Here is a 21415-nt window from a genome sequence, read left to right on the forward strand (position 1 = left end):
AGCCTCAGGCTGCTGGGAAACGCTTGCTGATCTCATCCCCAGTGAAATGGGGAACCCAGCCCGAGGTGTCGGTAAACACACGGAGAGCGGTGAAGAAGGGCCGCTCACCGGCATCGAACCAATGTTTTACATTGGCCGGCACGCTGATCAGATCGCCTTCGGTGCAATGCGCGTCATAGACGCGGTCGTTGAGATGCAGGACGAAATTGCCGGAGCCATGGACGAAGAAGCGGATCTCGTCCTCGGTATGCAGATGCTCGTTGATGAACTTAGCGCGCAGCGGCGCGACCTGCGGATGATCGGCCGTCAGCTTGATGACATCGGCCGAACCGGCGCCGGCCGTGCCCATCAGCTTGTCGAGATAGGGGCGATAGGCGGCCAGGATGGTCTCGGCGTCATCTTCCGGCGACAGCACGACCGGGCTTTCCCAACGCTCGAAACGGACGCCGATGGCGTTCAGCTCACGCGTGATGATGTCCGCATCCTCGCTACGCAGGATAGCGGTATCGGGGTTGTCGTCGGCATAGATGGTCAAGCGGCTCATACGAGTTTCCTCCGTTCAATTTCGGTCGCCAGAAGGAATTCTAGCGCTTCCAATCGGTAGAGGGCAGCATTCACGTCTGAACCCCAGACATAGATCCCATGCCCGCGCAGGACATAGCCGATCGGCGCCCGGCCTTGCTCCAGCAGCGGCTGCAGCCGCGCCGCAAGCCGCGGCATGTCCTGATCATTGTCGATGATCGGCAGGGCCATGGAGACGTCATGCGTGGAAACCACATCGCTCCAGGCCTTGAGGATCTCATAACCCTCAAGATGGATCGCAGGTGAGCCCGGCAGCGCCATGGTCAGTGCCGTCGCCGGCACCGAATGACCATGCAGCACCGAGCCGATCTCGGGCCAAAGCGCGTAGATCTGGCAATGCAACAGGGTCTCGGCACTCGGCTTCATGCCCGGCGTCAACGAGCGGCCGGACAAATCGACCTCGATGATGTCGCTTGTTTCCAGAAAACCCTTGTGGACACCGCTGCGCGTGATGGCGATGCGCTCGCCCGGCAGGCGGGCGCTGAGATTGCCGCTGGTGGCCGGCACCCAGCCACGACGATCCATGCGCTGACCGGCTGCGACCAGCTTCTCTGCCAATCGCAGCGGGACCGACCCCGTGGCACTCTCAGCCACAGCCGAAGGGGCAATGCCCCCGGCTGCAAGCCCATCCGCCATCATCGCCATGCTTCTACCTCAGGCAACGTCGAGCCGGGCTTCAGCCCTGGCTGTGAACCGACGTCGTCTCACGCTTGGCGGCCGTCGCGTCGGCCCCCGGCGCGGACAGAGTGCTCTGCTTCTTGCCGTCGGCGGCCATCGACGCATCATCATCTTCGGCCATGTTTTTCTTGAAGGACTTAATGCCCTTCGCGAAATCGCCCATCAGGTGGCTGACCTTGCCACTGCCAAAAAGCAGCAACAGGACCACGATAACGATTAGCCAATGCCAAATGCTCAGCGAGCCCATTTTGCCTCCCTCGGGGATAAGCCCCCAAGCTGCATGTCTGATGTCACGGGGGCGGCAGCACGGCAAGCCGCAACCCCAGAGGATCATCATAGTCCCAATGCGTTGGTTTCACCAGTTGGCAGAGACGACGGGAGCTGACCCGGTCTGGCGATTTCGACTTGTCCACAGCTTTCTCGGCGCGACCCCCACTCAATCATTGGCGTCTGCCGTTAAGCTCTATACATTATCTAGTAGTAATTTGGGCGAGGGACCACGAGATGGAGTGGAACGAGACGATCATTGCTGAGCTCAGGACGCTTTGGGCTGAGGGGCTCTCAACCGCCGAGATCGGGCGGCGCCTCGGAATTTCCAAGAATGCTGTCGTCGGCAAGGCCCATCGTCTGGATCTTTCGCCGCGTCCTTCGCCTATTCGTCGTAACGAGCGTCCGCAGGGCGTGCAGGTGCCGGCCCCGCGGGTGACAGGCCCGACCCTGGCGCCTTTGCCGTCCGGTCCGCAGGTCGTCGCCACCGGCGCGCCCCGCATCGCCGTCGCACCGGCATCTGTCAAAGTGTCGCCCCCGCGTCGTCTGGCCGCTGTCGCTCCGGCGCCGGTCGCCCGTATCTCGGCTTGTTGCTGGCCAGTGGGCGAACCCGGCAAGCCGGGCTTCCATTTCTGTGATGGCGCCGCGGTCGCCGGCAAGCCTTACTGTGCCGAACACGCGCAGCTGGCTTACGTGAAGATCCGCGACCGTCGCGAAGACGCAGCCTGATCAGCAGTCCGGCAAGGCGATCATCGGTCGCCGGCCCGGCCTTTTTATTTTTGCTTGCCCACTAGGGTAACGAAGTCGATAGACGTAGCATCTCCGTCGCCTTATCTCGGGACTGTCATAATCCGTCCGTAAGATGGAGAGACGTCCCAATGGTGGTGGCAAGGATAAATGGCCGACAGCCTTGACTTCCTTTGGGCCGATGAAGGGACCAGCCAAGCGCCGGTCAAGCTGCGCTGTCCCAATTGCGGCAATCTAGGCGAAAAATCCCCCATCTGCTTCGCTCGTCCGGGCAATAGCCCGGCCTGGTCACTGCTGCTTTGCCCGGACTGCACCGCCGGATTCTACGAGAACCAGACGGTCAGCGACTATGCCGATGAGGGAATGTCGGCTGAGTCCACCACCTATTTTCTGCAACAGGGCGCGGCTGTCAGTATTTTCGCTGATATTCTCGCTCATATCCAAAAGCCCCCCGGCGCCGTCTATGTCGAAATCGGCTGCGGCTTCGGGTTCGGCCTGGATGTCGCCCAGCATGCCATGGGCTGGCAGGCGCGCGGCATGGACCCGGCCGAGTTGTCGGCCATCGGACGCCACCTGCTCGGCGTCGATATAACGCCCGCCTATTTCGACCCGACGACGGTGCCTTCCGGCAGTTGCGACGTCGTCATGGCGACGGAAGTGCTGGAACATCTGCCGGACCCCGCTGGCTTCCTGCGGGAAATTCGCCGCGGCCTGAAACCCGACGGAATCGCCGTGCTGACGACGCCAGACATCGCCGCGGTCAGACCGGCGATCGCAAAGCCCGTGCTGAGCGCGACCTTGACCGTAGGTTTACATCTGATCCTGCAAAGTGCCGCCAGCCTTGAATTTCTGTTGCGGCAGGCCGGTTTCACGGATGTGCGGGTCGAAAGCGACGGCTGGAAGCTCACAGCCTTCGCCGCAACCGTCCCGCTGGCCTTGCGGGACGACAGGCGCGCCCGGCAGGCCATCGCCATCCGCTATCTGATCGAGCGATCGGAATCTCGCGCGCAAGCGGACGATCTTTACTTCGGTTTCGCAGGACGGGCTTTTTTCGAAGCGGTCTCAGCGCAGGATCAGGCATCAGCCGCGCGGATTTGGAATAATCTTGGGCCGAGGCTGCACAATCGTTACAATATCGATCTTGATACGATAACGGCCAAGATCGAAGGCAAGCAGGCAGCCGATCATGGGGATATCTCGGCCCTCATGCCCCTTAATCTGGCGGCCATCATGCTCGCCCGCGCTTACCAGAGACTGCAATCGGGGGAAGCAAGGGCCGGGCTTTTGCCACGATTCGCCGCCATTAACGCTGTCTGCGCGCCGCTCTGGGCCTGGCTGAGCCAACTGCGGATCGGCGATATGCAGACGAGGCAGATCCTTTGGGTCGCCCAGGCGGAGGTTGTCCTCTGTATCGCAGCGCAAGGACGGGGAGCGGTTTTGACGATGATAGGGAGACTGCCCGAATCCCCGACCGGCGCCGGTCGGGACGCCATCGTCCGGCGGGCGGTCGAATTTCTCATCCACGGCGAAAGGCCAAATCTGGCAACCCGACTTGCACGTCAGGAATCCCTTCCCCACATGCGACAAACAGGGGACATATCGACATCCGCCCTGGCAAAGTCATTCGCACGGGAAATGTTCTATCGCGCGAGGCAAAAGCTTCGTGGCTGAGGAGACGAAGATCAGCGATCCATCGCCCCGCTACGCTCTCGGCGAACCGATAACCTGGCGCGTGCTTGTACGGAGATTTCGCCGGTCGGATAACCGCTTGGTGGCGGCACGCAATTTGGCCCAGCATGCGATGCGCGCTCTCATTCGGCGGATTTTAGCCGCTGACGCATTGGTCGGCCGGGCTTTGGGCGTCTCATCCCCTCTGCGCGGCTTCACACGGGAAGCCTCCGTTCAGATCAGGATTGCGGCTGCCTGGCCTTTGGGTTTCCTGCATTCCACCCACCAGGTGGTCGAACGATACGACGCGCCGACCCGTCCAATCAGACAGGATGTCGCGCTTTTCGTTCATTTCGATGCCGAAGGCCGCGTTTTGCCGGCAACACGCGACTTTCTACTTGGCTTGGCGCGCACCGACCTCTCGATCGTTTTCGTGACGAATTCCGGCTTTATCCTGGACGAGGACAAGGCCTTCCTGCGGGACTATTGCAGCGCCATTCTGATCCGCCGCAATATCGGCTATGATTTTGGTGCCTGGCGCGATGCCTTGGATACGCTCGGTCTGCCGCGGGCGGAGACGCGGGCGATCTATCTCGTCAATGACAGCGTCTATGGACCTTTCACCGATCTTGCGCCGCTGCTCGCCCCGATCGATTTCGCGAAAGCCGATATCTGGGGTGTCACCGAAAGCTGGCAGCATCGCTACCATCTCCAATCCTTCTTTCTCGCCTGTGGCGGCAAAGCCATCCGTAGTCGGGCTTGGCGGCAGTTCTGGGGCTCGGTCCGGCCGATTCCCTGTAAGGACTGGGTCATCCGCCATTGCGAAATCGGTTTCACCCGTGCGCTGGCGCAAGGCGGCATCACCACCGCCGCCCTTTTCCCGAACGAGACGCTGCTCGACCACACGGAACTTGAGCGGCTGGAGCAGGTCGTCGCGGCCGACGACCTGGCCGAGGGCCAGGACGCGAGGCTACGCGCCGAGGCCGTACATGCCGGGCGCATTTTGCACTACGCCCAGCGGGAGAGGGTGCCGCTGAACCCCTCCATCGATCTCTGGCGCCAGCTTCTGCAAGCTGGCTACCCCTTCCTGAAGCGCGAGCTATTGCTCCGAAACCCAACCAAGGTGGCGGATGTCTTCGAATGGGAAGAGGTCGTCAGCCGGTCGCTTCATGCCAACCCGCAGCCTTTGGCGGATGCAATCCGTCAGTCGCTCGGCGAGCGCCTGGGCGAAGTCTGGAATGACCCGGACAGAGAGCAGCCAAAAACCGCCGCTTGACCGCGCCTGACGAACATCAGGACGATTGCCACCGTGCGGCGGCGCTGTCGTCGGCGGCCTGAGCGTCCACCCAGCGCTCCATGCCGCCGGCCAGATGCTCCTTCTTCCAGAAAGGGGCAGCGACCTTCAACCAGTCGATCAGAAAGCTGGTCGCTTCCAAAGCCGCCTTGCGGTGACCAGCCGCCGTCAGCACCAGCACGATCTGCCCCGCAATCGGAATGCAGCCGGTGCGGTGAATGATGCGGCAGGCTGACAAGGCAAACCTCATCTCGGCCTCGGCTGCCATCCTCGCAATCGCGCGTTCCGTCATGCCGGGATAATGTTCCAGCGTCATCGCCGTGATGGGCGCGCCCGCCGCGCCACGTACAATGCCGATGAATGAGGCGACGGCGCCGATATCGCCGGCTTCGCCCCGCAACGCCGCCATCTCCTGGCCGAGATCGAAATCCTCCGGCCCGACACGGATGAAGGCCATGATCAGCCCCCGGTAATGGGAGGAAAGAACGCGATTTCGTCCCCCGCGCGGATCGGCGAGCTGTCGGACGCAAAGTCCTGGTTTACGGCGCTGCGAATGCGCGCGGTCTCCGTCAACACCTGCCGATAGGGTTCGCCCCGCGCGCTGAGCCAACCCAGCAGGGCGCCGACCGTATCGACCCCGGCCGGTAGCGTCACCTCTTCTTCGGCGCAGCCCAGTCTTTCACGCAGCCAGGCGAAATAGAGCAGCCGCACAACCATCACAAAACCTTCTCCGCGAACGGATGTGCGGCGAGTGCCCTGCCCTTATTTCGGGCTGGGAACGCTGCTGATGGTCCCGTTCGGCATAACGAGCGTGCTGGTACCATTGCCGTTCGGAATGAGGATCGCACCAGACTGGCCGTTGATGGGCGCCAGGGTCTGATAATTGGCAGTACCCCCGATAATCGTTGTCGCCCCCTGCGGGGTCGTGATCTGCGTGCCGAGCTTCGGCATCGTCAGGGATGGCGGCGCGGCAGTCGCGCTCATGCCCGACAAGGGCGCTGTCGTGCTCAGCGGATTGCCGACCGTCGGCGGACGCACCGCACCGCCCGATACCGGCGCCTGCGACGTGCCACCCTGCATGCCGGGCAGCGTGCTGAGATTCGGGATCTGGCCGGGGCTAGCAGGCACCGGTCCAAGCTGCGGTGATGCGCTGCCGCTCAAATCCATCTGCTTCTGAATATCGGCGAGCGTCGGCATCGTGGGGATGGCCGTCGGCCAGACCTGACCGGTCTGCGGCACCAGCGGCGTCACCGCGCCGGCATTGCCGTCAGCCCGCTGCATCGACAGGCTGTCATTGCCCGTCGGCTTGTTGGGGTTGCTCGCCAGGGTATGCGTCTGGCCAATGAAATGGTCGAAGCCGGTGCAGCCAGAGAGGAGAAGGAGCCCGGTCAGAGCAATCCGCCGCATGAAGGTCGCATCCTTGATCTTGCCCGAGATGGGCCGGTCGCGAGTCGGGCTGTCCCGTCACGCTTCGCCGCCTTGATGGCATGGCTGAGGGGGAGCCATCAAGGAAGCTGGGGAGGATAATCTTCCGCCCGCGTCAGCTACGCGCCTTCAAATCGTTCCGGGACGTGCCAAGCTCGGCATGGCGGATCCCCGCGGTGAGATAATCCCAACCCGTAATGATGGTTAGGGTGGCCGCAATCCAGAGCAAGACCGTGCCGATCAACCAGACAGGCAGCCAGCCGATATGCAGCAGCAGGGCCGTCCCGTTGCCGGCGATCAGGAAGCCGAGCGCACCGATCTGAAAGGTCGTCTTCCACTTGGCGAGACGGGTCACCGGCAGACCGACGCGAATTTCGGCAAGAAATTCGCGCAAGCCGCTGACCAGGATTTCACGGCACATGATGATGATGGCGGGGTACAGCCCCCAAGGGCCCAGCCGTCCGTCACCTGCCAGCATCAGCAGCACGGCGCCGACCAGAAGCTTGTCGGCGATCGGATCGAGCATGCGGCCGAGATCGGAGAATTGCTGGCGGCTGCGCGCAAGCTTGCCGTCCAGATAATCGGTGATGCCGGCGAAAGCGAAGACGAGGCAGGCGGCCAGATCCGCAGCCGGCAATCGCAGGGATGCCAGCACGATCAGCACCGGAATCGCGGCTATGCGCGAAAGGGTCAGCACATTGGGAAGGTCTGTGAGCATGCGGACCTCAAATCAAGCAAACTGAGCCGTCAGGAAACGCCTTCCATCCGGACGCCGGGATGAAAATGCGCATAGACGCGCTTCGCTGTCTCCCGATTAATTCCGGGAACAGCTGCGAGATCATGCAGACCCGCCTGTTTCACGCCGCGGGCAGAGCCGAAATGATGCAGCAGCGCGCGCTTGCGGGCGGCGCCGATGCCGGCGATCTCATCCAATTCACTCCGTGAAATCTCCCGCGACCGGCCGGAGCGATGGGTGGTAATCGCGAAGCGATGCGCCTCGTCCCGCAAGCGCTGCAGGAAATACAGCACGGGGTCGCGCGGCGGCAACTGGAAGGGCGCTTGCCCCTCCCGGTGAAACCATTCCCGCCCGGCATTGCGGTCCGGTCCCTTGGCAATGGCGACGAGGGGGATATCGCCCACGCCCATTTCCTCCATCACCGTGCGTGCGGCCGAAAGCTGGCCGGCGCCGCCGTCGATGATGACCAGATTGGGCCAGTGCGGATCGTCGCGATCCGCATGTTCCTTCAAGGCACGGCCAAAGCGGCGTTGCAGCACTTCCCGCATCATCCCGAAATCGTCGCCGGGTGCGACCGGACCCTTGATCGCGAATTTGCGGTAGGCTTGTTTCGTCAGGCCTTCGGGCCCCGCCACGACCATGACGCCATAGGCGTTGGTGCCCATGATATGGCTGTTGTCGTAGGTCTCGATCCGCTCGATCGGCGTCGGCAGGCCGAAAAGCTCGGCCGTCGCATCCAATAGCTTCCCCTGCCCCGCCGTCTCCGCCAGCTTGCGTTCCAGGCTTTCGCGGGCGTTCAACTCGGCATGGGCGACAACCGCCCGCTTCTCCCCGCGCTGTGGCACGGTGATGGTGACCGCACGACCGGCCTTGAGCGACAAGGCCTCGGCGATCAGCGCCTCCTCCTCCGGCGGATGGTTGAGCAGAAGAAGCGGCGGCGGCGGCTTGTCCTCATAGAATTGCGCGACGAAGGCTGCCAGCACCTCCCCCAACTCCTCGCCCTTGGTATGTGACGGGTAGAAGGCGCGGTTACCGTTGTTGTGTCCGCCACGCACGAAAAAGACCTGCACGCAGGTTTGCCCTGCGATCTGCCAGGCGGCGACGACATCGGCATCGTTAAGGCTGGCGGGGTTCATGATCCCCGTGCCTTGGACATGCGACAGGCCGCGAATACGATCCCGCAACGTCGCCGCACGCTCGAACTCCATGGCGACGGATGCCTGCTCCATCTCGCTCGCCAGTTGCTGCTGGATGGTCGCGGCCTTGCCGCTCAGGAAGGCCTTGGCCTGCGCGACCAGGCCCGCGTAATCCTCTTTCGAGATATGGTCGACGCAGGGCGCGGAACAGCGCTTGATCTGGAACAGCAGGCAGGGCCGGGCGCGGTTCGCGAAAACGCTGTCGGTGCAGGAGCGCAGCAGGAACAGCCGCTCCAGCGCGGTCAGGCTTTGATTGACCGACCAGGCGGAGGCGAAGGGTCCCCAATAGGTCCCCTTCCGCGTCTGGGCACCACGATGTTTCACGACCTGGGGAAAGTCGTGATCCTCGGTCAGCATGATCCAGGGGTAGCTCTTGTCATCGCGCAGCACGATGTTGAAGCGCGGCTTAAGACGCTTGATGAGATTGGCCTCAAGCAGCAGCGCCTCGGCCTCGGTATGGGTCGTCACGATCTCCATCGAGATCGTCTCGGCGACCATACGGCGCAGACGCTCCGGCAGCCGGGCGATCTGGGTATAGGAATGGACACGCTTCCCCAGGCTGCGCGCCTTGCCGACATAGAGCGCATCGCCCTTGCCATCCAGCATCCGGTAGACACCGGGCACCAGCGGCATCGTCTCCAACGCGCGCTCGATGACGGCCACGCCATTGGCGATCGAGACCGGGCGCGCCGGCGCCGGCGCGGCTTCGTCGGCGGGTTCAGGCGCAGGCTCGGCGGCCGGATTTTGGGTATCGCTCATCATGGTCATCTTAACGGAAAATTATCCCCCAGCCGGTGCTGACCCCTGTGGATAATGCTGTGGAGGAATCTGCGCAGAGCGGGCTTCTGCTTGGGGTCCAAGCCTTGAGGATCCTGTGGACGGTTCAGAGGGCTAAACCAACAAGTCATTGAAATGGTTAAAATTAATACTAAAGTTCAGGTTTTTGTGAGAACAAGACTGAAACCGGAGTGTAATCTTCGGCCCATCAGGCGACTGGTGGAAAAACCTGATCGCGCTCACGCAGAATCTCGACGCCGGCGGACGCAGCGTCCGGAAAAACCGTCAATTTTTCAACGGATACCCGGGCAGAGACGACCCGCGGGTCCTGCAGAGACAGGCGCGCAATCTCCTCCGCCATCGTCTCCACCAGCTCGACATGGGCGCTGTTCACGAAGGCCCGGATGCGCTTGGCGAGGGCATCGTAATCGACCACACGCCCGACCACATCCGGCCCGACACCGCCGGGATGATCGAGCCCGTCATCCCGCATCTCGAAGGAGATATTGATGCGCACCGGCTGGCGCCGTCCCTTCTCCGAGGCATAGACCCCGATCCGCGCATCCAGAACCAGATCGCGGATGAAGATGCGGCGTAGATGAGACCCGGGCAGGGCGGTCATTCCGCGATCTCCGACGTGGCCGGCGCCCATTGCAGATGCTGCGCGCCGTCCAGCGCGATCATCTGCCCGGTCAGCGACGGTAGAGACAGAATGGCGAGCGCAGCCTGGGCGACTTCCTGGGGCGAGGTGCCATGGCCCAGCGGCACCGAGGCCGCCTGACGATCGAAATCCGCCTGGCTCTGCCGCGGACTCGGCATCGCGGGTCCCGGCCCGATGCCGACGACGCGGATACGCGGGGCGAGCGCCAGGGCCATCGTCTGGGTCAAGGTCCAGAGGGCAGCCTTGGAGATGGTATAGGACATGAAATGCGGGGTCAGCGACCAGACACGCTGGTCCAGCAGGTTAATGATGACGCCCTGCGCGCCGTCGGGCAGCGTGCGCGCCATGTCCTGCATCAGCACGAAGGGCGCCCGCAGATTGGGTTCGATATGCCGGTCCCAGCTCTCGCGCGTCGCGTCATGCCATTCGTCACGCTCGAAGGTGCTGGCATTATTGACCAGCACGCCGATCGGCCCGAGCGCCGCTTCCGCCTGGGCGATCAGGGTTGCGACTTCGGCCTCCTGGCCCAGATCGGCCTTCAGCGTGATAGTGCGAATGCCTGTTCCGGCCAGGCTTTCCGCCAGCGCGACCGCCTCATCGCTGCTCGTATTGTAGTGAATGGCGACCGAAAAGCCGTTGGCCGCCAGGGCTTCCGTCACGGCTCGGCCAAGCCGCTTCGCGCCCCCGGTGATAAGGGCTGCGCGCGGGATACGCGGGTCGATCGTCATCGCTTGGTCCGTCCTGCTCCGCGGCTGGAGGATGATTTGCCGCCGCCGCGGCTGTTACCACGGCGCTTCTCAGGATCGTAGCCGCCACCGCCGGGGCCAAGCGGTTCAGGCATATAGTCCTTCCTCTGGCGCACGCCGCTGGCGGGCGGCGGTTCGATGCCGAGTTCCATCGCTTCCAGCCGCTTGAGTTCGTCGCGCAGCCGGGCCGCCTCCTCGAATTCCAGATCGGCCGCCGCCGCCCGCATCCGTTTCTCGATCTCGGCGATGGAGCTGCGCAGATCCTTGCCGACGAAGTCTGAGACGCCGCCACCCTTGACCGGTGCGACCGTCACATAATCCTGCTCAAAGACGGATTCGAGCACTTCGCTGATCTGTTTGCGCACCGACATCGGCGTAATGCCGTGTGCTTGGTTCCAGTCCTGCTGCTTCTGGCGGCGCCGATCCGTCTCCCCGATCGCGGCGGTCAGACTGCGCGTCATGTGATCGGCGTAACAGATCACGCGGCCGTCCACATTGCGCGCGGCGCGGCCGATGGTCTGGATCAGGCTGGTCTGGCTGCGCAGGAAGCCTTCCTTGTCGGCGTCAAGGATCGCGACGAGCATGCATTCCGGAATATCCAAGCCTTCCCGCAGCAGGTTGATGCCGACGAGCACATCGAAAACGCCCAGCCGCAGATTGCGGATGATCTCGATCCGCTCCAACGTATCGACGTCGGAATGCAGGTAGCGCACGCGCACGCCTTGCTCGGTCAAATATTCGGTGAGGTCTTCGGACATGCGCTTGGTCAGCGTCGTCACCAGCACACGACCGCCGCGATCGCGCACCATGCGCACTTCCGCCAGAAGATCATCGACCTGATTAGCGACAGGGCGCACTTCGACCACCGGATCGATCAGCCCGGTCGGACGGATGACCTGTTCAGCGAAGCTGCCGCCCGTGCGTTCCATCTCCCAGGGTCCGGGCGTTGCGGAGACAAAGACGGTCTGCGGGCGGAAGCGCTCCCACTCATCGAAGTTGAGCGGACGATTATCCGCGCAACTCGGCAGGCGGAAACCGAATTCGGAGAGCACGGTTTTGCGCGCGGCGTCGCCCCGCGACATGCCGCCGATCTGCGGCACGGTGACATGGCTTTCATCGACGATGAGCAGCGCATTCTCAGGCAGATATTCAAAGAAGGTCGGCGGCGGGTCGCCCGGCGCGCGACCGGTGAGGTAGCGGGAATAATTCTCGATGCCTTTGCAGGAGCCTGTCGTCTCCATCATCTCGATATCGAAGGTCGTGCGCTGGTTGAGGCGTTCCACCTCAAGCAGCTTGCCCTGGGATTCCAGCTCGGCCAGCCGCTCCTTCAATTCCTGCTTGATGCGGATGATGGCCTGGGTCAGCGTCGGGCGTGGCGTCACGTAATGGCTATTGGCATAGACCGTGACCTGCTCAAGCTCGCCAGTCACGGTGCCGGTCAGCGGGTCGAATTCGGAAATGCTCTCGATATCATCGCCAAACAGAGACACCCGCCAGGCGCGGTCTTCATAATGGCTGGGATAGATATCAACCACCTCGCCGCGCAGGCGGAAGGTGCCGCGGGCGAAAGCCGCGTCATTGCGGCGATACTGCAACTCGACCAGCGCCTTGGCCAGCCTGTCACGATCGATCTGGCCGCCGACCTCAAGCTTGACCACCATCTTGGCGTAGGTCTCGACCGAGCCGATACCGTAGATGCAGGAGACCGAGGCGACGATGATAACGTCATTGCGCTCCAGAACGGCCTGGGTCGCGGAATGGCGCATGCGGTCGATCTGCTCGTTAACCTGCGCATCCTTCTCCACATAGGTGTCAGTGCGCGGAACATAGGCTTCGGGCTGGTAGTAGTCGTAATAGCTGACGAAATATTCCACCGCATTGTCAGGAAAGAAGCTTTTCATCTCGGCATAGAGCTGGGCCGCCAGCGTCTTGTTCGGCGCCAGGATCAGTGTCGGCCGCTGCACCTTCTCGATGACCTTGGCCATGGTGAAGGTCTTGCCGGACCCGGTAACGCCAAGCAGCACCTGGTCGCGCTCGGCGCCGTCCGTTCCCGCGACAAGATGGCGGATGGCGGCCGGCTGATCGCCATTCGGCTCGAATTCCGAGACGACCTTGAATGCGGTCTTGGCCGGGCGCGGCGGCTGTTTCTGCGGCATGAAGGCCACAGGGAGATTGGGAAGCACGGAGGTACGACTGGCTGCCTGGGACATAAGGGGAACATAGTCCCTGGCAGCCAGTTTATCGAGAGGGTCTTGTGCGGCGCGGTACCAGATTCATAGCAGAGCCGATCAGCGGGGATTGCGCTCCCATGCCTCGATCTCGAAACCCAGCTGGGCGCGCGACATGCCGATATCCGAGAGCATGCGCCCATCCATGGTTGCCAGTTCGCGCTTGAGGCGGTTGGCCTTCGCCATCCGGGTGTAGCGGTCGCGGACCGTCTGCCAGACAAGGCCGGGGGAAGCGATCAAAGAACGGCTTGCGGTCTTGCGTCCAAGGGTGAGTGACATGGCCTTCATCCCATTCGGGTTTGTGATAGGCGCACGATGATCTTGCCACCGTAATAAGAAAAACGAATTGTTTTGATCGACAGGATCAATTATCTTGATCGTATGATCCGTCCTGCCACGCTCGACCCTGACCTGTTGCGCGCCTTCGTGCTCATCGCCGAGGAACGCAGCTTCACGCGCGCTGCCCAACTGGTCGGCCGCACGCAATCGGCCGTTTCCATGCAGGTGCAACGCTTGGAAGGGGTTTTGGGCCAGCAGCTGTTCCACCGTGGCCGCGGCGGTCAGGTGGAGCTGACCCGACACGGCCAGTTTCTGCTGGATCGGGCCCGAGAAATGCTGGCGCTGAATGACGATATCTGGCGCACCTTCCATCAGCCATCCGTCAGCGGTGGCGTCTGCCTCGGCGTGCCGGATGATTATGCGCTGCGCTTCCTGCCGCGCGTGCTCGTGCGCTTTGCCGAAGTGCATCCGGACGTCGAAGTCGAAGTCGTCTGTGCGCCTTCGAAAGAACTCATCCCCAAGCTGCGCGCGGGGGAGCTTGATCTGGCGCTGGTCTCGGAAGGCGAATCCGCCGCCGGCATGGACGGAAAGCCGCTATGGAGCGGCCCGCTCGTCTGGATCGGCTCCGACCGGCATGCGGCGCACCGGCTGGATCCGCTCCCCCTCGCCTTGGCCGATCCGACCTGCTGTTGGCGGCGATCAGCGATCGACGCCCTGGAAGCGACAGGTCGGCGCTATCGCGTGGCCTATACCTCCTCGGCGCAGACCGGCACGCTGGCCCCTGTCATGGCCGGTCTGGCGATCACGATGTCCCCCGCAACCGCGCTGCCTGAAGGTGTGAGGATATTGGGGCGGGAAGACGGTCTGCCGCCCCTGCCCGACTTCCAGGTATTGATGATCACGGCGAAGGAAGCGCGGCAGCCCGTGACAGACGCGCTGGCCGATTATATCTCGGAGACCTTCGCGCGCGAGGCTGTGAAAACCAGCCAGGCCGCGTGACTGCGGCCGATGTCGTTAAGGACCGACTGAACCGTTTCGTCCGAGGCTTTATGCGGCCGTGGCGGAAATCGACTTGACCAGATCCAGCACGCGACGGCGAACCTCAGGGTCGATGATGCGGGAGAAATAGGCCAGCAATTCGGCCTGATCCGCCGGAAGCGGTTCCGGTTCATCGGTCAAACCGACTTGCTCTTCGGCGACGGTGAAACTCAGGTCGGCTGGACCGCGCGACGGGCGCAACCTCGGCTTGGCTTCGAAATCCGTCAAACCCTCGAAAAAATAATCGGGACCAACGTCGAAGATCCGACAAAGATCATAAAGACGAGAGGCACCGACACGGTTGACCCCACGCTCATATTTTTGAATCTGCTGAAAGGTCAACTGAAGCGCGGCGCCCAGTTTTTCCTGCGACATGCCAAGTGCCATACGACGCAACCGAATGCGGGCGCCGACATGCACATCGATCGGACTAGGCGCGGACTCACCGTCACTGCTCGCCCGCTTAACCACGGCAGATCAGGAAGGGTCGGAAAAAGCGAGAAACATATCTAAAGATATAGCCCTGATCGCTAAAACTTAGAGAGACATCGGGTAGTGAAGCGGAACGGTTTAGGACTATCACAATAGTTCATCTCAAACTCAAATTGTCGAAACGTTCCATTCGTTAATCTGGTTAACAACCCCGCTAATCTAGTTAAGACTTTTGGCGGATGTCCAGGCGATAACCTAAGGATTCATGAAAAATCATAGTCCAAAGCGCTGATGTTATGGAAAGATTTATGATCTCTCCAACCGACGCAGACGAAAAACGAGCAACAAGCCCAGCAGCGTCGTGAGGATGGCCAGCACAGCCGGTGCCCATAGGCCCCAATAGGCAAACAAAGTTGGCGGCAGGCGCCCGGGCAGCGGCGCGACGAGATTGCCCTGACGCCCGAGACCGAGGCGCATCTCCTCCCGCCCGGACGCATCGAAAATCGCCGAAATGCCGGTATTGGCGGCACGGGCCAGCGGCAGCCCCTCCTCCACCGCGCGCATGCGTCCGGCGGCCAGATGCTGGCGTGGGCCGCTGCTATTGCCGAACCACGCATCATTGGTTGAAAGCGCGATCCAGTCCGGCCGGTCGCTCTCCTTGATGATCTGTCCGGAGAACACGGATTCGTAGCAGATGATGGGGCCAACCGGCGGGATGCCCGGCACATGCAGCGTCGTAGGGCCAGTCCCGCGGCTGAAACCCTCGCCCGGCAAAATCTGCAGCGGCAGCCAGGCCGGCTGATATTCGCCAAAGGGCACCAGATGCCATTTGTCGTAGCTGGCCAGCAGCGGCCCCGGACCGCGCAGGACGCCCATGCTGTTGTAGATTGACTGACCATCGGCGCCGAACCGCAGCATGCCGGCGATGACCGTGACATCCGGCCCGACCGTCTCGGCAATCGCCTGGCGGGCACCGGCATCGGTCTGCAGCTGGAAGGGCGATGCGGTTTCCGGCCAAAGCAGGATGATCGGCAAATTCTTCGGGTTGTTGGCCTGCGCCTCCGCGACGGCCTTCGCACTCAGCGCCAGATAGCGGCGGAACAGAGCCACCGCCGCCGTCCGGTCGGAGACGAATTCGGCCGTGCCGTCGCCCTGGATGACGCCGATGATGGCGGCGGGTGCGGCCGGTTTGGCGCTCGACAGACGTAGTCCGCCGACGACCGCCCAACCGATCATGAGGACCAGCGAGGTCGCGAAACCACGCAGGCCGAGCGCCGGCAGGGAGGCGACGAAAACGATGCAAAGGGTCAGGCCCAGCACGCCGATCCAGGCGGCCGGCTGAATCAGCACTGTGCCGATCAGCCCCGGGATCGCGACATCCGTGCCCCAAAAATTCCACGGAAAACCGGTGAAGACGAATTGCAGCGCGAGATCGGCCAGCGTCCAGGTCCCGGCCAGAACCAGCAGACGCGGTAGGCCGGACGGCGCGAACCAGGCGAGTGCCGCTGGCACGGCCGTGAAAACCCCGACGGCCAGTGCCAGACCGGGCACGGCAAAGGGCACCAGCCACCAGAATTGCGCAGCCTCGATCAGAATAGGTTCCGTGATCCAATAGAGACCAACGACATTGAGACCGAAACCGAAGGTTAGGCCGATCAGGCCAGCCTGTTTCCAGCTTCCCGCCCGACCGATTAGCCAGATCAGCCCGGGCAGGCTGATCCATAGCGCCGGAAGGAGGTAGATCGGCGGCAGAGCCAGGGCCGCCACTATCCCAAAGATCAGTGCGAGAATGAGAGTCTTGCGCATGCAAAGGCGGCTATAGATGCGGATTGCGCTTGGCAAGCCGCACCCGCGTCGCTTTGTGTAACAGCTACAGGACGTTCTGCTTTGACCACATCCGCTTCCCTCATCCTGGCGATCGACGCCGCCGCCAATCTGTGCTCGGCCGCCCTGTGGGAGGTCCCAGTCAGCGGGACCGACGGCCGGTTGCGCGGTCGCATTGAGCGGGAAGGACCGACCGGTGAAGCGGCCTTGCTGCCGCGCATGGTGGCAGACCTTTTGGCGGAAACCGGCCTGGCGCCCACCGCCCTCACCGCCATTGCCGTCAATGTCGGTCCCGGCAGTTTCACCGGTCTCAGGGCCAGCATCGCTTTTGCCCAAGGTCTGGCGCTCGGCCTTGGCCTGCCGGTGATCGCCGTGACCATGGCCGAAGCACTGCGCTTGGCAGCCGGGATCGATGACGAGGCAAGGCTGGTCTGGTGTGCGCTCGACGCAAGACAAGGCCGGCTGTTTCTGCATCAGGCCGGCTCACCCGCGGATTGGTCCGTCGACCAGCTTTCCAACCCACCCTTGCCCTCGGCCCCTCTGCTCATCACCGGTGACGCCGCAACGGCGCTCGGCGCCGTGCTGACGGAAGCGGGCGTCGCGGTGACGGTCAGCGACGAGACCCAGAGCCATGCCCGATGGGTCGCGCAGGCTGCGATGCTGCGGATGACGGGCCAATGGCCGCCGCTGGCCGCCGTGCCGCTCTATATCGATCCGCCGCGCGCCCTGCTGCCCCGTGGCGGGTTGCGGCCACCGCCGCAAGGGTGGAGCGTGGAGTCTTGAACGATCTGGCAGCCTCGATCCAAAGCGTGGGGCCGACCTATGCGGCCGTCCTTGCGGCCATCCACGCGGCTGCCTTTCCCGAAGAACCCTGGGGCGCGGCGGCCTTCCAGACGCAGTTGGAAATGCACGGGGTCGTCGGCCTGCTCGATAAGCGAGGTGGGTTGCTGGTGCTGCGCGTGACAGCGGATGAGGCTGAGATTTTGACCATCGGCGTGCTGCCCAGTCTCAGGCGACGCGGTCTCGCACGCGGCCTTTTGCATGCGGGCCTGGCCAGGGCGAGCGGCCTCGGTGCGACGTCAATCTTCCTGGAAGTCGATATGGGCAATCGCGCGGCCCAGGCGCTTTATGCCAAGTCCGGCTTCAGCGAGGTCGGCCGCCGCAAGCGCTATTACGCCAATGGTGCGGACGCGCTGGTGCTCAGGCTGGAGCTGCCGTCTGTCTCGCCCGCGTGACTTGCCTTGGCGTCAGAGTGACGCCAGTCTCCCCCCATGCGCATCCATATCCAGAATAATCCGAAGCAACCCGCCGTCTTCAATGTCTCGCCCGAGCAATGGGGAGAGGCCTTGGCCCGTGCCGGCAAGGCGGAAGCCGGCTATTTCGTCAGCTTCGGCGAGAGCGACGGCGAATTCACGGCGGTCGGCCCCGATATCGACATCCTGATCTCGGGTCCCGGCACCATCAAGCATCTGCTGCCGGATTTGCAGCCGGATCGCGCCCCCAAGTTGAAGATGATCTTTTCGGTCGCGGCCGGCATCGATGCCATCCCGGCCGATCGCGTGCCGCCCGTGCCCTATGTCAACAATCGCGGTGCGCATGCGGAAAAAGCCGGCGAATTCGTCGCCATGGCGCTTCTGATGCTGGCCGGCGGCATGCCGGAATGCATTGCCGATCAGCAGAACAAGGTTTGGGGCCAGCGCTTCACGCAAGGATTGCGCGGCCGGCGCGCGACCATCCTCGGTCTCGGCGCCATGGGCGGCGCCTCGGCCGAACAGGCCAAGCATTTCGGCATGCATGTGACGGGGTTGCGCACCCGTCCCGCGCCGCATCCCGCCTGCGACCGCGTGCTGCCGACCGATGACCTCGACGCCGTGCTGGCGGAGACGGATTTCCTGATCATCTCGGCGCCTCTGACGCCTGCGACCCGCAAGATCCTGAATAAGGACCGCATCGCCCTGATGCCGAAGGGCGCCTACGTCATCAATATCGGCCGCGGCCCGCTGATCGACCAGGACGCGCTTTGTGATGCTCTGGACGATGGCTTTCTGGCGGGCGCCGTTCTCGATGTCTTCGATCCCGAGCCGGTGCCGGCGGATGATCGCGTCTGGACCACGCGCAACATGATCATGACGCCGCATGTCTCGGTCGATGACGCAATCAGCTACGTGCCGCGCTCGCTCGACATCTTCTTCGCCAATCTCGCTGCTTTGGAGACAGGCAAACCGCTGCTGACGCCGGTCGACTTTTCGCGGGGATATTAGAGTCCGTCAGGTTTACTTGGAAACGCCACCAAATCTGTCGTGCGCGGGCCTAGCCGGCCGCACCCCGACCCGCGCATCTACCCGGCGGAGCAAGCGACCGGCCGGCTGGCGCCGCGGCGGGTAGGTCCGGGGCGCGTAGCCCGCGCAACAAGTGCGCGGATGACAAATTATCTATTAAAACCTGACAGACTCTAGGGTTTCGCTCGCGGCGTCAGCCAGACCGCGCCTACCGTCCGCCGGAGACAGTCACGACAGTCCCGGTGACATAGGACGAAGCCGGGGAGATCAGCCACAGCACCGCCTCGGCAATCTCCTCCGCCTCGCCGACACGCGCCATGGGAATGCCGGTTTTCTGCGCCTGCTCGCGCATCTCGATCGTGGTCATGTCGGTGGCCGTCATGCCCGGTGCGACGGCATTCACACGGATGCCGTCGCGCGCCACTTCATTGGCCAGACCTTTGGTCAGGCTCTCCACCGCGCCCTTGGTCGCCGCATAGGGCACGACACCGGAGAGACCGCCGAGGCGCGCCGCGACCGATGAAACATTGACGATGGAACCGCCCGCGCCGCCATGGGCTTTGGACATGCGGCGCACGGCTTCCTGCGCGCAATAGATTGTGCCGTAGACATTGACGGCGAAAAGCCGCTCGATATCGGCCTGCGGCTGGTTTTCGAGCTTTGCGTTGGCGCCGATCAGGCCGGCATTGTTGACCAGACCACCGATCGGGCCGAGTGCGGCTTCGGCGGCCACGAACATCGCCGCGACGGCTGCCGGGTCAGCCACATCACCGCCGACCGCAACCGCCTGTCCCCCAGCCGCTTTGATCTCAGCGACGATGGCCTCGGCGGCATCCGCCCGGCTCGCGTAGTTCACCGCGACGGCATAGCCCTTCGTCGCCAGAAGACGACAGATGGCGGCGCCGATGCCCCGGCTCCCCCCGGTCACAAGAACGGCTGGGAGCTGGGTCATCGGAACCTCCTTCAGAGAGACAGAGACGGATTAAACTTTGGCGACATGCACCATATTGGTGCCGCCGGACTGGCGGAAGGGCACGCCGGCGACGACGATGATCTTCCCACCCGGCTGCGCCATATTTTCCTTGCGGGATTCCTCGCGCGCCTGATCGGTCGCTTCGGTGAAGGAATCGATTTCCGTCGCGACGACCGCATGCACGCCCCAGACGACCGCGAGGCGGCGGGCCGTCTCGGCGCTCGGCGTCAGACCCAGGATCGGGCAATCGGGGCGTTCGCGCGCGACGCGCAGCGCCGTCATGCCGGTATCGGTGAAGGCGGCGATGGCCGGCGCCTGGATTGTGTGGGCGACCTGACGCGCCGCGGAGGCGATGGCGTCGGACGCCGAGCCTTCCGGCTCCGGCCGGGACGCATCGGTGATCTGACGCCAGCCGGCATCCTGCTCAACCCGCGCCACGATCCGGTCCATGATATTAACCGCCTCGAAGGGATATTGGCCGGCGGCCGTCTCGGCCGAGAGCATCACCGCATCCGCGCCGTCGAAAACGGCGGTCGCGACGTCGGAAGCTTCGGCGCGGGTCGGCGCCGGAGCGGTGATCATGCTTTCCAGCATCTGGGTTGCGACCACGACCGGCTTGCCCATCTGGCGGGCAGTGCGGACGATGCGCTTCTGCGCCAGCGGCACTTCCTCGGGCGGGAGTTCGACGCCCAGATCGCCGCGCGCGACCATGACGGCATCCGCCAGGCGGATGATCTCGTCCAGATTGTCCAGCGCCTGCGGCTTTTCGATCTTGACCATGATCCAGGCGCGACCGGCAGCGATTTCCTTCGCCTCGATCACGTCCTCAGGGCGCTGCACGAAGGAGAGCCCGATATAATCGACGCCCGCATTCAGCGCGAATTCAAGGTCGATCCGGTCCTTCTCGGTCAGCGCCGGGATGGGCAGGACAACGTCAGGGACGTTGACGCCCTTACGGTCGGACAGCGGTCCGCCGAAGATGACCTCGGTTTCCAGGTGATCGTCGCGCTTATGGGTCACGCGCAGGCGCAGCTTGCCGTCATCCAGCAGCAGATGGCTGTTGATGGCGGCGGCGGCGATGATCTCGGGATGGGGCAGATTGACCCGGCGGGCGTCGCCCGGCGTCGGGTTAAGGTCGAGGCGGAAGGCCTGGCCGGTCTGCAGATGCACCTTGCCGCCGGCGAAGCGGCCGACGCGGAGCTTCGGGCCTTGAACATCCGCCAGAATGCCGATCGGACGGTCAAACCGCTTCTCGATCTCGCGGATGGAGGCGATGCGCGCCGCGTGATCCTCATGGCTGCCATGGCTGAAATTCAGACGGAAGACATCGGCGCCGGTCTGGAACAGGCGGGTGATGACTTCGGTCGTCGAGCTAGCCGGCCCGAGGGTCGCGACAATCTTCGTGCGGCGGTGGCGGCGCAGCCGCTGTGAAGCGATCGGCGTACGAGAGAGCGACATTCCAGGCGTCCCAGCTTGATTGATGCGGGGCGGAAGACCCCCGACTGAATTGATAAGGGGCGACAAGCCCCACACTGACGATATTCGCCTCGGATGGAAGCGCTCCCATACCATCGGCGTCGGGCGC

The 21415-nt window shown here is 63.4% G+C and carries 23 protein-coding genes; 7 read left to right on the plus strand and 16 right to left on the minus strand.

Annotated features, from left to right (window positions below; translation table 11 throughout):
* Positions 1–4 precede the first annotated feature (4 nt).
* The 3 genes from ACELLULO517_RS02800 to ACELLULO517_RS02810 are packed head-to-tail and all read right to left on the minus strand — an operon-like array spanning position 5 to position 1507.
* Positions 5–544, minus strand: coding sequence for a 1,2-dihydroxy-3-keto-5-methylthiopentene dioxygenase (locus tag ACELLULO517_RS02800; RefSeq protein ID WP_227305675.1), 540 nt, complete (start codon positions 542–544; stop codon positions 5–7).
* A complete protein-coding gene (locus ACELLULO517_RS02805) occupies positions 541–1227 on the minus strand; it encodes a methylthioribulose 1-phosphate dehydratase (protein WP_227305676.1) in 687 nt (228 codons plus the stop codon). Before ACELLULO517_RS02805 ends, ACELLULO517_RS02800 begins: the two co-directional genes overlap by 4 nt.
* A gap of 31 nt (positions 1228–1258) precedes the next feature.
* Positions 1259–1507, minus strand: coding sequence for a twin-arginine translocase TatA/TatE family subunit (locus ACELLULO517_RS02810; RefSeq protein ID WP_264481292.1), 249 nt, complete (start codon positions 1505–1507; stop codon positions 1259–1261).
* 257 nt (positions 1508–1764) lie between these two features.
* Here ACELLULO517_RS02810 and ACELLULO517_RS02815 point away from each other — a divergent pair, with 257 nt between their 5' ends.
* From ACELLULO517_RS02815 to ACELLULO517_RS02825, 3 genes are all read left to right on the plus strand, one after another.
* Positions 1765–2256, plus strand: coding sequence for a GcrA family cell cycle regulator (locus ACELLULO517_RS02815; RefSeq protein WP_227305678.1), 492 nt, complete (start codon positions 1765–1767; stop codon positions 2254–2256).
* A gap of 168 nt (positions 2257–2424) precedes the next feature.
* The gene (locus ACELLULO517_RS02820) at positions 2425–3945 is read left to right on the plus strand and encodes a class I SAM-dependent methyltransferase (RefSeq protein WP_227305680.1); all 1521 of its coding nucleotides are present in this window, start codon (positions 2425–2427) and stop codon (positions 3943–3945) included.
* Positions 3946–4045: 100 nt separating this feature from the next.
* Positions 4046–5218, plus strand: a complete 1173-nt coding sequence (locus tag ACELLULO517_RS02825) for a rhamnan synthesis F family protein (protein WP_227305682.1) — start codon at positions 4046–4048, stop codon at positions 5216–5218.
* Between the two features lie 16 nt (positions 5219–5234).
* On the opposite strand, the gene ACELLULO517_RS02830 is transcribed toward ACELLULO517_RS02825, so the two are convergent.
* The 9 genes from ACELLULO517_RS02830 to ACELLULO517_RS02870 form a co-directional block, all read right to left on the minus strand.
* Positions 5235–5693, minus strand: coding sequence for a molybdenum cofactor biosynthesis protein MoaE (locus ACELLULO517_RS02830; protein WP_227305683.1), 459 nt, complete (start codon positions 5691–5693; stop codon positions 5235–5237).
* A gap of 2 nt (positions 5694–5695) precedes the next feature.
* Positions 5696–5953, minus strand: a complete 258-nt coding sequence (gene moaD / locus ACELLULO517_RS02835) for a molybdopterin converting factor subunit 1 (protein WP_227306058.1) — start codon at positions 5951–5953, stop codon at positions 5696–5698.
* A 45-nt stretch (positions 5954–5998) separates the two neighbouring features.
* Positions 5999–6643 (minus strand): hypothetical protein, encoded by a 645-nt coding sequence (locus ACELLULO517_RS02840; RefSeq protein ID WP_227305685.1) that lies wholly within the window; start codon positions 6641–6643, stop codon positions 5999–6001.
* A gap of 133 nt (positions 6644–6776) precedes the next feature.
* The gene (gene pgsA, locus ACELLULO517_RS02845) at positions 6777–7379 is read right to left on the minus strand and encodes a CDP-diacylglycerol--glycerol-3-phosphate 3-phosphatidyltransferase (RefSeq protein ID WP_227305687.1); all 603 of its coding nucleotides are present in this window, start codon (positions 7377–7379) and stop codon (positions 6777–6779) included.
* A 29-nt stretch (positions 7380–7408) separates the two neighbouring features.
* A complete protein-coding gene (gene uvrC / locus ACELLULO517_RS02850) occupies positions 7409–9355 on the minus strand; it encodes an excinuclease ABC subunit UvrC (protein WP_227305689.1) in 1947 nt (648 codons plus the stop codon).
* A gap of 223 nt (positions 9356–9578) precedes the next feature.
* Complete coding sequence (locus tag ACELLULO517_RS02855) at positions 9579–9992, minus strand: dihydroneopterin aldolase (RefSeq protein WP_227305691.1); 414 nt, start codon at positions 9990–9992, stop codon at positions 9579–9581.
* A complete protein-coding gene (locus tag ACELLULO517_RS02860) occupies positions 9989–10759 on the minus strand; it encodes an SDR family oxidoreductase (protein WP_227305693.1) in 771 nt (256 codons plus the stop codon). The genes ACELLULO517_RS02855 and ACELLULO517_RS02860 overlap by 4 nt, the downstream gene beginning before the upstream one ends.
* The gene (uvrB, locus tag ACELLULO517_RS02865; protein WP_319796406.1) at positions 10756–12987 is read right to left on the minus strand and encodes an excinuclease ABC subunit UvrB; all 2232 of its coding nucleotides are present in this window, start codon (positions 12985–12987) and stop codon (positions 10756–10758) included. Before uvrB ends, ACELLULO517_RS02860 begins: the two co-directional genes overlap by 4 nt.
* Before the next feature lie 78 nt (positions 12988–13065).
* Positions 13066–13284, minus strand: coding sequence for a DUF1127 domain-containing protein (locus tag ACELLULO517_RS02870; RefSeq protein WP_227305694.1), 219 nt, complete (start codon positions 13282–13284; stop codon positions 13066–13068).
* Between the two features lie 72 nt (positions 13285–13356).
* Between ACELLULO517_RS02870 and ACELLULO517_RS02875 the strand changes: the two genes are divergently transcribed.
* Positions 13357–14283 carry a LysR substrate-binding domain-containing protein gene (locus ACELLULO517_RS02875; protein WP_227305696.1) on the plus strand — a complete coding sequence of 309 codons (927 nt, stop codon included), beginning with the start codon at positions 13357–13359 and terminating at the stop codon, positions 14281–14283.
* A 48-nt stretch (positions 14284–14331) separates the two neighbouring features.
* On the opposite strand, the gene ACELLULO517_RS02880 is transcribed toward ACELLULO517_RS02875, so the two are convergent.
* On the minus strand, positions 14332–14793 hold the full coding sequence (locus ACELLULO517_RS02880) for a helix-turn-helix domain-containing protein (RefSeq protein ID WP_227305698.1): 462 nt from the start codon (positions 14791–14793) through the stop codon (positions 14332–14334).
* 267 nt (positions 14794–15060) lie between these two features.
* Positions 15061–16560, minus strand: a complete 1500-nt coding sequence (lnt, locus tag ACELLULO517_RS02885) for an apolipoprotein N-acyltransferase (RefSeq protein ID WP_227305700.1) — start codon at positions 16558–16560, stop codon at positions 15061–15063.
* Between the two features lie 81 nt (positions 16561–16641).
* Between lnt and tsaB the strand changes: the two genes are divergently transcribed.
* Genes tsaB through ACELLULO517_RS02900 form a run of 3 tightly spaced genes read left to right on the plus strand, consistent with a single transcriptional unit; the run spans position 16642 to position 18839 of the window.
* A complete protein-coding gene (gene tsaB, locus ACELLULO517_RS02890) occupies positions 16642–17361 on the plus strand; it encodes a tRNA (adenosine(37)-N6)-threonylcarbamoyltransferase complex dimerization subunit type 1 TsaB (RefSeq protein WP_227305702.1) in 720 nt (239 codons plus the stop codon).
* Positions 17358–17813 carry a GNAT family N-acetyltransferase gene (locus ACELLULO517_RS02895; RefSeq protein ID WP_227305704.1) on the plus strand — a complete coding sequence of 152 codons (456 nt, stop codon included), beginning with the start codon at positions 17358–17360 and terminating at the stop codon, positions 17811–17813. The genes tsaB and ACELLULO517_RS02895 overlap by 4 nt, the downstream gene beginning before the upstream one ends.
* A 36-nt stretch (positions 17814–17849) precedes the next feature.
* Complete coding sequence (locus tag ACELLULO517_RS02900; protein WP_227305706.1) at positions 17850–18839, plus strand: D-2-hydroxyacid dehydrogenase; 990 nt, start codon at positions 17850–17852, stop codon at positions 18837–18839.
* A 226-nt stretch (positions 18840–19065) separates the two neighbouring features.
* On the opposite strand, the gene ACELLULO517_RS02905 is transcribed toward ACELLULO517_RS02900, so the two are convergent.
* The gene (locus tag ACELLULO517_RS02905) at positions 19066–19809 is read right to left on the minus strand and encodes an SDR family oxidoreductase (RefSeq protein WP_227305708.1); all 744 of its coding nucleotides are present in this window, start codon (positions 19807–19809) and stop codon (positions 19066–19068) included.
* A gap of 30 nt (positions 19810–19839) precedes the next feature.
* Positions 19840–21288, minus strand: coding sequence for a pyruvate kinase (gene pyk, locus ACELLULO517_RS02910; protein WP_227305710.1), 1449 nt, complete (start codon positions 21286–21288; stop codon positions 19840–19842).
* Positions 21289–21415: the final 127 nt, after the last annotated feature.

The sequence above is a fragment of the Acidisoma cellulosilyticum genome, assembly GCF_020621385.1.
Lineage (GTDB): Bacteria > Pseudomonadota > Alphaproteobacteria > Acetobacterales > Acetobacteraceae > Acidisoma > Acidisoma cellulosilyticum.